At 60.4% G+C, this 12,687-nt stretch carries 13 protein-coding genes; 3 read left to right on the forward strand and 10 right to left on the reverse strand.

Going from position 1 to position 12,687, the window contains the following annotated elements:
* On the forward strand, nt 1-691 hold a 691-nt coding region (locus tag FHT93_RS35695; protein ID WP_246781721.1), incomplete at its 5' end, for a DUF4082 domain-containing protein.
* An 89-nt stretch (nt 692-780) separates the two neighbouring features.
* Nucleotides 781-1,965: a GTP-binding protein gene (locus FHT93_RS24600; RefSeq protein ID WP_183850163.1), complete on the forward strand. Its 1,185-nt coding sequence runs from the start codon at nt 781-783 to the stop codon at nt 1,963-1,965.
* Between the two features lie 10 nt (nt 1,966-1,975).
* Here the strand turns inward: FHT93_RS24600 and FHT93_RS24605 are convergent, their stop codons facing one another.
* The 5 genes from FHT93_RS24605 to FHT93_RS24625 form a co-directional block, all read right to left on the reverse strand.
* Complete coding sequence (locus FHT93_RS24605) at nt 1,976-3,157, reverse strand: M20 aminoacylase family protein (protein ID WP_183849845.1); 1,182 nt, start codon at nt 3,155-3,157, stop codon at nt 1,976-1,978.
* Nucleotides 3,158-3,242: 85 nt separating this feature from the next.
* The gene (locus tag FHT93_RS24610; protein WP_018115311.1) at nt 3,243-4,022 is read right to left on the reverse strand and encodes an amino acid ABC transporter ATP-binding protein; all 780 of its coding nucleotides are present in this window, start codon (nt 4,020-4,022) and stop codon (nt 3,243-3,245) included.
* On the reverse strand, nt 4,019-4,960 hold the full coding sequence (locus FHT93_RS24615; protein WP_113145092.1) for an amino acid ABC transporter permease: 942 nt from the start codon (nt 4,958-4,960) through the stop codon (nt 4,019-4,021). The genes FHT93_RS24610 and FHT93_RS24615 overlap by 4 nt, the downstream gene beginning before the upstream one ends.
* Nucleotides 4,957-5,850, reverse strand: a complete 894-nt coding sequence (locus FHT93_RS24620) for an ABC transporter substrate-binding protein (RefSeq protein ID WP_112546364.1) — start codon at nt 5,848-5,850, stop codon at nt 4,957-4,959. Before FHT93_RS24620 ends, FHT93_RS24615 begins: the two co-directional genes overlap by 4 nt.
* Before the next feature lie 45 nt (nt 5,851-5,895).
* Complete coding sequence (locus FHT93_RS24625) at nt 5,896-6,867, reverse strand: nitrate ABC transporter substrate-binding protein (RefSeq protein ID WP_183849846.1); 972 nt, start codon at nt 6,865-6,867, stop codon at nt 5,896-5,898.
* A 100-nt stretch (nt 6,868-6,967) separates the two neighbouring features.
* On the opposite strand from FHT93_RS24625, the gene FHT93_RS24630 reads away from it, so the two are divergent.
* Nucleotides 6,968-8,296 carry an aminotransferase class I/II-fold pyridoxal phosphate-dependent enzyme gene (locus tag FHT93_RS24630; RefSeq protein ID WP_112971792.1) on the forward strand — a complete coding sequence of 443 codons (1,329 nt, stop codon included), beginning with the start codon at nt 6,968-6,970 and terminating at the stop codon, nt 8,294-8,296.
* A gap of 55 nt (nt 8,297-8,351) precedes the next feature.
* Here the strand turns inward: FHT93_RS24630 and FHT93_RS24635 are convergent, their stop codons facing one another.
* The 5 genes from FHT93_RS24635 to FHT93_RS24655 form a co-directional block, all read right to left on the reverse strand.
* Nucleotides 8,352-8,603 (reverse strand): hypothetical protein, encoded by a 252-nt coding sequence (locus tag FHT93_RS24635; RefSeq protein WP_112971791.1) that lies wholly within the window; start codon nt 8,601-8,603, stop codon nt 8,352-8,354.
* A gap of 75 nt (nt 8,604-8,678) precedes the next feature.
* Nucleotides 8,679-9,416, reverse strand: a complete 738-nt coding sequence (locus tag FHT93_RS24640; RefSeq protein WP_183849848.1) for a TfuA-like protein — start codon at nt 9,414-9,416, stop codon at nt 8,679-8,681.
* Nucleotides 9,413-10,570 carry a YcaO-like family protein gene (locus tag FHT93_RS24645; RefSeq protein WP_183850165.1) on the reverse strand — a complete coding sequence of 386 codons (1,158 nt, stop codon included), beginning with the start codon at nt 10,568-10,570 and terminating at the stop codon, nt 9,413-9,415. The genes FHT93_RS24640 and FHT93_RS24645 overlap by 4 nt, the downstream gene beginning before the upstream one ends.
* Before the next feature lie 47 nt (nt 10,571-10,617).
* Nucleotides 10,618-10,836, reverse strand: coding sequence for a hypothetical protein (locus FHT93_RS24650; RefSeq protein ID WP_007815536.1), 219 nt, complete (start codon nt 10,834-10,836; stop codon nt 10,618-10,620).
* A 12-nt stretch (nt 10,837-10,848) separates the two neighbouring features.
* Nucleotides 10,849-12,687, reverse strand: coding sequence for a peptide antibiotic resistance protein (locus tag FHT93_RS24655; protein WP_183849850.1), 1,839 nt, complete (start codon nt 12,685-12,687; stop codon nt 10,849-10,851).

Genomic DNA, 12,687 nt, shown 5'->3' on the forward strand with positions numbered 1-12,687 from the left:
GCTGACCTACTCGGCAACGGCCGCCGACGGTACGGCACTGCCCACCTGGCTGAGCTTCAACGCCACGACCCGGACGTTCAGTGGTACGCCGACGACATCAGGCACCTATGGTGTGAAGGTAACGGCGACCGATCTCGGTGGTCTCTCGGCCAACGAGACCTTCAGTGTCGCAGTGTCGGCAGCACCAACGACCTACAGCCTGTTCTCCGCCTCCAGCACGCCGACCCAGACGAACCTCAACGATGGCCAGCAGCTTGAGCTGGGCGTCAAGTTCCAGTCGAATGTTGGCGGCGACATTACCGGCATCAAGTTCTATCGCAGCGCCAACGACAACGGACAAAACGTCGTCGACCTGTGGAGTTCCACCGGCACCAAACTCGCGACAGCCACCTTCACCAACACCACGGCAAGCGGCTGGCAGACGGTCAACTTTACAACACCCGTCACCATCACAGCCAATACCACCTATGTCGCCTCCTATCACACAACAGGCGCTTACGTCGCGACGGATGCCTTCTTCAACAATGCCGTGACAAATGGTCCGCTGACGGCCCAGTCCAGTGCCGCGGCCGGCGGCAACGGTGTCTACGCTTATGGCGGATCGGCGACCACGGGGCTCTTCCCGAGCAATACCTATGATTCAGCCAATTACTATGCCGATGTGATCTTCCGCCCGCAGCTGGCCGCATGACCTATCACAAGGAGATTACGAAGGATTCGAATGAGGCTTATACGACGCAAACGCCAATCGCTCCGGGCGGCCATATCCAGGGCATGCCGATGAACGGGATCGAGCGGCTGCCGGTGACTGTGCTTGCTGGCTTTCTGGGTGCTGGCAAGACGACACTTCTCAGTCACGTCCTGAACAACCGGGAGGGTTTGCGGGTTGCCGTCATCGTCAACGACATGAGTGAAGTGAACATAGACGCAAGCCTCATTCGAGACGGCGGCTGCAACCTTTCGCATACGACGGAGGCATTGGTCGAGCTCAGCAACGGCTGCATATGCTGCACGCTGCGCAACGACCTGCTGACGGAAGTGCGGCGACTGGCCGAAGAGGGGCGGTACGATTATCTGTTGATCGAGGGTACCGGCATCGCCGAGCCACGCCCAATTGCAGCAACATTTTCCTTCCGCGATGAAAACGGTGTTTCGCTTTCCGATTTTGCGAGGCTCGACACGATGGTCACTGTGGTCGACGCCGCGAACCTGTTAGTCGACTACGGTACTGCCGATCTGCTTGCCGACCGCGGCTTGCAACGCGACGGCGAGGACCGCCGCACCCTCATTGACCTGCTGGTCGACCAGATCGAGTTTGCCGATATTGTGGTGATCAATAAGATCTCGGACGCGACTGAAGAGGTCCGCGCGGAGGTCCGCAAGATCGTTGCGTCCCTCAACCCCGATGCACGCCAGGTGGAGACGGATCTCGGCAAGGTCTCCCTGGCAGCAGTTCTCAATACCGGCCTTTTCGATGAAGAAAAGGCCGCTGCGCATCCCTTGTGGCACAAGGAACTGTACAGCCCGGGCGAACATGTTCCGGAGACGGAGGAATACGGGGTATCGAGCTTTGTCTACCGCACGAGGCGTCCCTTCGACCCCAAGCGGTTTCGCGCGTTCCTGGACGAGCCCTGGCCGGGAGTGCTGCGCGCCAAGGGCCATTTCTGGCTTGCCACACGTCCGCGCCACGTAGGCCTGATGTCGGCCGCCGGGGTGCAACGCCGCTGCGAACCCATGGGTCTCTGGTGGGCGGCCGTTCCGCGACAGGATTGGCCGAACCATCAACAGTTTCAACAACACCTGCAGAGCCGGTGGGACAGCGCCTGGGGCGACCGCCGGCAGGAACTGGTATTCATCGGCGTTGGCATGGACGAGACGGGCGTGCGGACCGCACTGGACGATTGCCTCGCGAGTGCCGACCCGCGCGACTGGGCGGCCCTCGAAGATCCGTTCCCGGCCTGGTAGGCGAAAGCTCTCAGTCGTCGAGATAGCGTTCGGTCAGCCGCGCCCACATCGCGGCGCCCGCCGTCAGGGATTTGTCGGCAAAGTCGTATTTGGCGCTATGCAGGATCGCGGATTCCACACCATTGCCGAGCCGCAGGAAGCTGCCGGGTTTGTGCTCGAGGAAATGGGCGAAGTCCTCACTGCCAGGGATGAGGTTGCAGAGGGCTACCTTGTCGGCACCGACCAGCTCTTCTGCAACCTTGCGGGCGAATTCGGTTTCCGTCTCCGAATTGACGACCACGGGGTGTCCGCGTGTGTATTCGATTTCCGCGGTTGCGCCGTAACCGTCTGCAATCGTCTCGGTGAGCCTGCGGATCCTGGCCTCCAAGGTGTCGCGCACCTTCGGATCGAAGGAGCGGATGCTGAGCAGCAGTTTTGCACTTTCTGGGATGACGTTTGCGGCTTCGCCGGCGTGGATTGCACCGACCGTGACGACGGCGGTCTGTGTCGGATCGATGCTCCGGGAGACGACCGATTGCAGGCTGACGACGAGGTTGCAGGCAACGACCACCGGATCGACGGTCAGATGCGGCCGCGAGGCGTGGCCGCCCTTGCCCCTGATGACGATCTCGGCGCTGTCGGCAGCGGCCATCAGCGGGCCCGATCGCATCAGCCAGGTGCCCTCGGGTGCGCCCGGATGATTGTGCAGACCGAAAATGACGTCGAAGGGGAAGCGTTCAAAGAGCCCGTCGGCGATCATGGCGGGTGCGCCACTCAATGCGCCTGCCTCTTCAGCGGGCTGGAAAATCAGATTGACGGTGCCGTTGAAGCGGCGCGTGCGCGCCAGATATTCGGCTGCACCGAGAAGGATCGTCGTGTGGCCGTCATGCCCACAGGCATGCATCTTGCCGGCAACCGTGCTGGCATAGGGGCGACCGGTCTCCTCTGTGATCGGCAGGGCGTCCATGTCGGCACGGATGGCGATGCTCTTCTTTCCGGCTCCGACCGTCATGCGCGCAACCACGCCATGGCCCCCGACATTGCGGGTTACTTCATAGCCCCAGGATTCGAGCTTTTCAGCAACGAAACGGGCTGTTTCGGTTTCCTCGAAGGAGAGCTCGGGGTGGGCGTGGAGATGCCGGCGGATGGCCGTCAGCTCCGCTTCCATAGGTTCGAAATCGGAGAGGCGGGCAAAATCATTGTCGAGGGACATGGCAATTCCAGTTTGATGGGCGCGGTATCGCCGGCCGGCTCACGCTAAAGCCAGCCCGCAGGGCAAGAGCATGGGAGCCGCCGCGCTAGATGAAGCGCGACAGGAAGCTTCTGGTACGGGGGTGCTGCGGGTTGCCGATCACGTCTTCCGGCTTGCCCTGTTCCACGACCTTGCCGCCATCCATGAAGACGACGCGGTCCGCCGCTTCCCGCGCAAAGCCGATCTCATGGGTGACGACGATCATGGTCAGACCCTGATTTGCCAGATCCCGCATGGTGGCGAGAACTTCGCCGACCAGCTCGGGGTCAAGTGCCGAGGTCGGCTCGTCGAAGAGCATCAGCTTCGGCTTGATGGCCAGCGCGCGGGCAATCGCCACGCGCTGCTGCTGGCCGCCGGAAAGCTGACGCGGATAGCTGTCGGCCTTGGCCGAAAGCCCGACCCGTTCGAGCAGCCTGAGTGCATTTTCGGTTGCGACCTTTCGGCTTTCGCCATGGATGCCGACCGGTGCCTCGATGATGTTCTGCAGCGCCGTCATATGCGGGTAGAGATTGAACTGCTGGAACACCATGCCGATCTTGCGCCGCTGCAGCGCGATCGCATGGTTCGACAGCTGCAGCAGCCGGTCCTTGTGCAGGCGGTAGCCGATCTGTTCGCCGTCCACCTCGATCGAACCCTGATTGATGGATTCGAGGTGGTTGATACAGCGCAGGAACGTCGACTTGCCGGAGCCGGAGGGTCCAAGGACGACGACGACCTCGCCGGGTGCAACGTCGAGATCGATGCCCTTCAGCACTTCCAGATCTGCGAAGGACTTGTGGACATTGCGTGCCTTGACGAGAGGCTCGATCGTGGAGATCTCGTTCATGCGCCCGCCTCCGTTGCCTGTGCCATGATGGCCGCTTCCTTTACAGGCTTGGCAGCACCCGTGCGGCGATCGCCGCGGCTGTAATAGCGCTCGATATAGGCCTGACCGACATTGAGGACCGACGTGATGAGCAGGTACCAGAGGACGGCGACCAGCAACATCGGGACGATCTCGAAGGTGCGGTTGTAGATCGACTGCACCGAATAGAGGAGATCGGCCATGGCGATGACGCTGACGAGGGAGGTGGCCTTGATCATGCTGATCAGCTGGTTGCCGGTCGGCGGAACGATCGAGCGCATGGCCTGTGGGATGATGATGCGGCGAAGCGCGCGGATGCGCGTCATGCCGAAGGCTTCCGCCGTCTCGAACTGACCCTTGTCCACCGAAAGCAGGCCACCGCGGATGATTTCCGCCATATAGGCGGACTCGTTAAGGGCGAGTCCCGCGATCGCGGCCGTCATCGGGCTGATCACCGAATTCGTATCCCAGCTCATGAAAGTCGGGCCGAAGGGGATGCCGATCGACAGCGTCGGAAAGAGCGTCGAAAGATTGTACCAGAAGATCAGCTGCACCAGGAGCGGTGTTCCGCGAAAGAACCAGATGAACAGAGAGGCGAGGGTGCTTGCGAGGTGATCCCTGGACATTCTCGCGACGGCCAGCACGAGGCCGAGAGCGATGCCGATGATCATCGCAACAACCGTCAGGCCAAGGGAGACGTAAAGGCCGCTGATGACGGTCGGGTCGAAGAAATAGTGTGCGACGACCGGCCAGCCGAAGTTCTCGTTGTGCGCGACCGACCAGGCGCAGTAGGCGGCGATCGCAAGCGTGATGGCCCAGGCCGCAACGCGGCCTTTGGGGAAAGGCTTGTGGGCATGGGCCACGTCCCGGCTTCTCGCATCGCCAGGGGGCGATGCGAGTGTTTGCGTTTGTGTGCTCATTTCGGAAGCGTCCCACCGAGGTTGATGCCAGGCTCCTTGATCATGTTGTTCTCAAGGCCCCACTTCTTCATGATCGCGGCATAGGTGCCGTTGTCCATCAGCACCTTGACTGCGTCACGCAGGACTGGGCCGAGGGGCGAGCCCTTTGCGACAACAGCGCCCTGGTAGAGGTTCTCGAAGCCGTTCTTCTGTCCGACGCCTGTCAGTTCCAGCTGGCCGTTGGCCTGGGACACGAAATAGGTGAGCGGTGCCTGAGAGGAGAAGAAGGCATCCGACCGCTTGGAGCGGACGGCCAGGATCGAGCTCGGCTGGTCGGTGAAGGACTGCACTTCAATCGCGCCCTTGCCATCGGTCTTGCACTTTTCAGCCTGCACCTGGATGACCTTTTCGGCCGAGCCGCCGGCCATGACGGCAATGCGGTTGCCGCAAGCGGTATCGAGGGAGCTGATACCTTTCGGATTGCCCTTCTGCACCGAGAAGACCACGAATTCCTGCACCCAGTCGACGAAGTCGTTAGACTCTTCGCGGCTCTTGAAGTCGCCGACGGGACCGAAGGCAAACTGGTAGCGGCCAGAATTCACACCGGCGAGCAGCGCCGGCAGGCCGCCGACGGTCTCATGCTCGATCTTGACCCCGAGAACCTGGCCGAGCGCATCGGTGAGATCGGCGCTTGCGCCGGTCATTTCGGTGCCCGTGACGATTTCATAGGGAGGAAACGAGCCATTGTTGACGGAGATCATCTTGCCGGACGTGCGGATCGCTTCGGGCAACTGCGCATGGAGCGCATCGTTGACCGAAAGCTTGGGCAGGGCCGCGTCTTCAGCGAAGGCCGTTCCCGAGATCATCACCGCGCTCGTCAGAGCAAGGCATGCAATTTTCCTGATCGACATTGTTCATTCCCCTGTTTGGTTCGAATTATGCGTTTCGTCTTGCGTTCACCCGATGCGGCTACCGTCCACATCGAAGGAGAAGAGATCCTCCGGCGTCATCAGCTGCGGCAGGATGCCCTGGACGTGAAGCTCGTTGGCGAAATCGGCGATCATCTTGCGGTTGACCGCAAAGCCGCTGGCCTCCCAGCCGGCCGGAAGCTCGGCCGCAGACTTCAAGAGCTCGTCCATCATGAAGGGCGAGGTGTCTGCGTATTTGCGGCGTTTGCTCAGCCACATCCGCTGCGATTCATCGATCAGCTTGCTGAGTTCTTCGATCACCCACGGGTTCTGCGCGACGATGCCCGCTTTGATGCCGATCAGATGCATGCCTGGAACATAGCCCACATCAGCGAAATATCGACGTTCGGCACTTCTGAAATCGGAAACGACTTGCCGGAACGGCGATCCGCCGCCGAAGTAGCCGTCAGGCATGAAAGGCGTGAAGATCGCGTCAAGGAAGCCTTCCTCGAGCAGGTCGACCATGGGACGCTCGCCGGGAGCCGCTTCGATGCGGCCGGGCCGGCCGAACCCGTCGAGGCGATCAACGACGGGATGCGCTTGCGTCAGGCGGCCCGCATACCACATGGCATCATCGACGCCGACACCCTCGCGGCGCAGCGCCGCTCTGGTCCATGTGTTTCCGGAGTCGCGCCATCCGGTGACGCCGATGCGCTTTCCGGCCAGTTCACCAAGTTCGGTGACGGGGCCGTCCTTGCGGGTGATGATGCAGCGGTGACGGAAGCCGCGCATGATGAAGTTCGGAATGCCGACGACGCTCTCGTCGCCATCGATGCGCAGCTGCGTATAGCGGCTGAAGGACATCTCCGCGACATCGTAGTCGTCGCTCTTGCCGAGATGCGAGAGCAATGTGCCGACGCGTTCGACCTTGATATCAAGCTTGGGAGAGGAGACATCGCCGAGAACCAGGGGCGTCATGTAGTCCCAGTCACGCAGGGCAAGTCGCAGGCTAAGAGGCATTGGCATTCACTCGCAAAGACCTTGTTTTCGAGATAATTAAATGTTCAAATTTTTCTGATCAAATGTTATTACGTTATTGAACATTAAAAGTGGTGATTAAATGAGCGATGTTGTCGATGCGGCGTGGTTTGCCCAAAAATTGACCGATCGGACAATTCGAGGAATTGCGATTGAAACCAGTGCCTTGATCCGGGCCGGGGCGCTTCCCGTCGGGACGAAGCTGCCGCCGATCCGCGATCTCGCCTTTGCGCTCGGAATCAGTCCGGCAACGATCTCAGAGGCCTGGAGCGAGCTGAGACGTCAGAAAATCATTAGCGGCAGGGGACGGAACGGCACCTGGGTGAGCGGCGACCGTTTCGTGGCAAAGCCAGAACGGCTCGGCAGTTCCGGCCGTTATGGAGCCGACGTGCTCGACCTGACATCGGCGGTACCGGATGTCCGGCTTTTGCCGCAGCTTACGCAAGCCATGGCCTACGGAGCGTCGGCGGAAAATCTCAACAGCTATGAGCGGAGCCGTATCCTTCCGGAACTCGAAGAGATTGTGCGAAAGACCTGGCCATACGAACCGGAGGCATTCCTGGCGACGAACGGGGGCTATAACGCAGTCTACACGCTCATCCAGGCGCTCGTCATGCCCGGTGCCTCCGTTGCGATCGAGGATCCGACCGCCATGCGGCTTCTTGATATTCTGGAGGATCGGGGCGTGCGGATCCTTCCGGTCCAGTGCGATAGGGAGGGGCCGCAGCCTGCATCTCTCGAAGCCGCGATGAAGCTGCGGCCCGTCGCCTTCATCTTTCAGCCGCGGCTTCACTCAGTGACCGGTCAGAACGTTAGCAGCGAGCGATTGCAAAGGCTTGGAGACATTCTCGACGGCACCGACACCTTGATCGTCGAGGATGACGGTGTCGCCGACATTTCCACGGCTCCGCGTCATTCACTCGGCGGCCGGTTTGCCGACCGGACAATTCATATTCTCTCTTATTCAAAGACGCATGGTCCGGATCTGAGGCTTGCCGTGCTCTCAAGCTCGCGGGCGATCGTCGAACAGATACAGTCCTACCGCAGCTTCAGCGCTGGCTGGACAAGCCGTATTCTTCAGGCGGCCACGGCTTGGCTTCTGAGAGACCCTCTGACGGAAGCCTCGTTGCAGCGCTCTCGCGACATCTATTTTCGGCGTCGGGCCGATCTGGTCGATGCCCTGGGCGAGCGTGGGATCGAGGCGCAGCATGGCAGCGGATTATGCGCCTGGGTGCCAGTCTCATCCGAACCCTTCGCGATGGTCACGCTGGCGGCGCGGGGTATCGCGGTTCATCCCGGTGCGAAATTCTCCATCCTTCCAAGCGCACATCTTCGCGTGGCAACGGCCATCCTATCGGATCGGGTAGATGCCGTGGCCGACTCGATCGCCCTCGCCGCCAGTCCGGCCTAGTCTTCGGCGTCCTGTGGCTTTCGTATAGTCACTGGCGCATCAGCGGCAGGGCCAATCAGTGCAGCTCGATATTCATGTCCGAAAGCAGAGGCTCCAGACCGGGAAGATCCGCATCGGTTGCCCTGCGCAGCTCGCGCGTGACCGCCGTCAATGCCGCGTCGAGAGATTGAGCGCTCGGTCCGATCTTCAAATCTTCAGCGACCGCTTTTGCATAGGTGATCATCCGAGCCAAAGCCATCAGCTCGTCAAGATTGTCCATGGCTGCCGCCGATTCGTACAGGCGCTTTCCCGACCCTATGACCGACATATCGATTCTCCAGATTGCCCAGAGGACAATAAGGACAGTTCGGTACTAAAGTGTGTGAAAAACGCGTGAAACACGTTATGGGTGTAATGGCGCTCGAGCCTTTAAGCGGGTCAGTTGTTCTGACCAAAGCGTGGTTCTTCTGAATTCCCAGTCGCGATTTGTCGACACGCGCTGATCATCCCGGTCGCGAACAGCTTCGAGAAGAGCGAGGGCGTCGATCCGTTTCTGGTCGATCGCGTGCATCCTCAGCATGTCGAGCCAATACTGTTTTCGCGATGCCGATATTGCCGCACATGCGCGAACGATGAGAGCCCAGGTTCTCTTTTTGAAGAAGATGTTTAGAGCTGCCTGTTCGAGAGCCAGGCGAAAGGCCTTATCGAAGAGCCGCAGCCTTTCCATCTCGTCCAAAGTGCTTCTCACATTGACCATCGGCACGGTCAGCGCTCTGCTGCCCAATTCTATCGGCTCGTGTAGAAGCGCGACATCGGCATCATCGACGACGGCTCCGCTGACATAGTCGTTGTAAATCCGGCCAACGCCGATCATTCCAAATGCCCGGCATTCGGCTGCGCGCAGCGCGCCCATGCTGGCGGCACCGAGGACCGTGACATTAAGGGAAAGGGCGAAGAGAATTTCCTTATGCCAAACCGGGGCGGTATTCTCAAAGCCGCCGTCTACCAAGCCAATGATGTTGGCGCCATCTTCCACCGCCTTTAGCACATCTCCCTGCACAGCCGGCGGGCGGAGAGCGATATCCGTGCCGGCGTGCTTGGCCGCGTCAGGCAGGCTCGGGCCAATGAAGACGACTTTCACGCGCGCATAGCCCTTGCAAGGGCCCGCTGGCCGAAACGATGAAGCCTGTTGCCTGCCGGGTTTTCAAGATCGGTTATGAATATCTTCACCACCGAAAATGGAAGGTTCGCTGGCGTCAGGGGGAGTGCGATTACCGAGCCGATCCCGCCGGCGCGAAGTCTCTCCAGCAATTCCTGCAACAGATCCGACACGGTCCCGGCTGGTCTTGCGATGGCGGCCGCAGAGACCGAAGCGGGGACGGCAAGAAAGGCACTGCGGGTCTGTATCGGAAGCGGTGTCGTGAACAGTTCGGGCCAGACATCGTCGCGGGCGCCGCTGATATAGGTCAGTCTCGACTGAAGCGCTTCCGTTACAGCGCGGATTGCCGCTCGCACGCCCCAGGGATGAGCGCCGCTTCCGCCTGTAACCTCGACGAACCGGAGCGGTATTTTGCCGTTGATTGTTGATGGAGCGACGAGCGCGGTAAAGCAGGGGATACCAATATCGCTCGTGATATCGAAGAGTTTCAAGATGAGCCCCGCGGCCTCGATCCTGTCGATCAGGTCTGAGAGCGCGGCATCGGCAAAACTTCTCGGATCGACGCAGGATGCGTCGCGCTGGTGATCGCTGACGATCTGCCACAGGACGTGGGCATCGCGCTCGATGCGCTCCAGGATGCCATGAAACATTGCCTCTTCAAGTGTATTGCCCGAGGCAAGCCCGTCCGACGACATCCAGAAACGGTTCGGTCGCGTCCGATCGAGGAGGGCGGCATCCTGTGGAACATGGATCGGTCGATCGTGAAGCAATTCGGTTGCCAGGCTCCAGGTCAGCACCTCGTCTTCGCCCACGGTCTGCTCTCCGCTTGCGATCAGGCAATCGAGCGGTTCGGCGCAATCGCCTCGGCGTCGCAGGTCACGCGCCGATGAAACCGTAGTGGTGGTGATTGGCTCACCTGCCACAGCGCGCTCCAAGGCTTCCATCGCCGCCGAGACCTTGGCGTCGATATCCTCAAGTCCTTTGCCTTGAGCGATGACAATGGAGCGGGAGTTTGGCGTATAGGCGCACCAGACCGGAAGACCGACACAATCAAGATCGGTCTGTCGTGACAGGCGCGTGATGCCCATCGCCTCCAAATAGGGCGCGACGCGGGACAACGTGTCCCGCGGCGCAATCGTTCGATCGGAATAAAGGTCGGATTGACCGGTCAGCGTCGCGCGCCTTAGCCGTCCACGTGGCCGGAGAAGACCGTATCAGCCGAGGAGACGGCAATTGCGAAATCGACATTCTTGATGAATACGCCGCCGGCATCGCGCTGCTTGACGGCTGCCGCCAGATCACCGCTGGCAGGCACCTGCACCGGTGTTACGGTGCCCGCGGCGATATCCACGAGCCAGAGTCCCTTTTCGCCTGTTACGCCCAATACAACAACTTTTGCCATAGTATTTCTCCCTTAGGTTTTTGAAAATCCGGCCTTGAAAAGACCGTCCCGGTAAAGCTCTTTTTGCCACCGCTCCTTGAAAGGCACCAAGGCGAGCCATTTCTCGACCTCGAAAGCGGGATTGAGGAGCTCGGCGCGTTGCCGATAAAACTGCGCCCGTTTTCGATCGCCGATCATCGCGCAGCTGGCCGCCGCAATGCGATAGGCTGGTGCCTTGTCCTTCATCCGATCGACAAAGCCGAGCGCGTCTTCGTAGCGTTCAAGGAAGTAGCTCGCCCCGGCCGCGCACCAGAGGTAGGCGTCGGGTGCGATCGGATTGAGCGAGATGGCTTTCTTGATTTTCTCCAGCGCATCTTGCGGCCGCGATGCATGGACCAACGTGTCCGCATGGCTATAGATCACATCGGCATAATGCGGGCTGAGGCTTTCGGCGAGGTCAAGTGCTGCAACGCTGTCATCGACCGCTCCCCGGTAGAGCTTCGCAACACCCAGTTCCCGATGCCCGGCTGCCGATTCCAGATCCCTCTCTATCGCACGAAGCGCCTGATCTTCCGCAAGCTGCAGCAGGGCGGGATCGCCTTGCGCAGTCACCAGCCACTCGCTGGTGAATGTCCGCGCCAGGCCTGTGAAAGCAGGGGCATAGTCTGGCGAAAAATGCAGTGCGCGCTTGAAGGATTTCCGGGCACGGCGGATGTCCGGCAGGCTGAGCTTGGTGAGCAGGCCTGCGCCAACGAGATAGGAATGATAGGCCTGCGGATCAGCCTCGTTGCGAAGGCGAATGCTTTCATTTCGTTTCAATTGTCCGGAGACGGCGTCGGCAAGTCTCTGGGCAATCGAGCGCCTCTGTGCCGGCAGCGTTTCCACCGCCATGTCAAATCGGGCCGCCCACAAGATCTCGTCGGTTGGAAAATAGATAAGTTGCGCATACAGGCCCTCTCCGGAAAGCCGCGTATCCAGGAGGTAGGAAATCGAGTGCCGCTGAACGATCGTGGCCTTGTCGGAGTCGCGACGAATCTGCTCGGCCGTATGGGGTGCGACGACGGATATGTTGCGCAGGGCGCAGAGCTCGATCGTGACATCCTCGATGAGGGCGTCAGCAATTGACGCCTCCCGCGACAGCGCCGTTGCACCCGGAGGCAGCAGCACAAGCCGCGGTGTTGATGCTGCGGTTATGATTTGCGGAATTCCGGCGTCTTGTTGCTCGGCGATGCGGCTGCTTGCCATTGCCACGGCGCGCGCCGCCTGTGGCCGGTATTGCGAATGATCGTCCGCCGTACCGCGAAGGATCGAGCGGATCTGCTCGTCACCGGGAAAGGCTTCAAGAAGCTGAAGTCCTGAGCGGCGCAGAAGGCGACGTTCCTCGTCATCGCGGATATGATCCGCGGCCTTGACGAAGATATCCCGCAGGGTGAGCAGATGGAGTTGCCGTTCGCGCTCGATCCATCCATCGATTGCTCTGGTTGATGCGTTCAGACCGGGAATGAAGCCACGTTGCACGAGATCGCTGACGGCCGCCAATTGTGCAACCGGCTGTTCTTCCTGGCGCAATATGTCGAGATCAACCGATAGGACATTCTTGTTCAGGGTGACGAAAGGCGGCCCGAAATTCAGGATCTGTTCGTCGGATGTCGTCGTGTCGCGAATACGCGATATCAGCTTCCGCAAATTGAGATCTGCAAGATGATCTCCCGTCTCGTTCCACAAGAACCGCGCAAGCTCTTGTCGGCTGCGCTGCTGGTCCGGTGAGCAATGCAGATAGGCAAGCATCACCAGGGCCTTGACCGGATAGCGGATCGGCGCGCCCAAGCTGTCCGTCAGTCGCAACTCGCCAAAGGTCTGGAGGTGAACCAC

This window comes from Rhizobium sp. BK379, from assembly GCF_014193955.1.
In the GTDB taxonomy this organism is placed as follows: domain Bacteria; phylum Pseudomonadota; class Alphaproteobacteria; order Rhizobiales; family Rhizobiaceae; genus Rhizobium.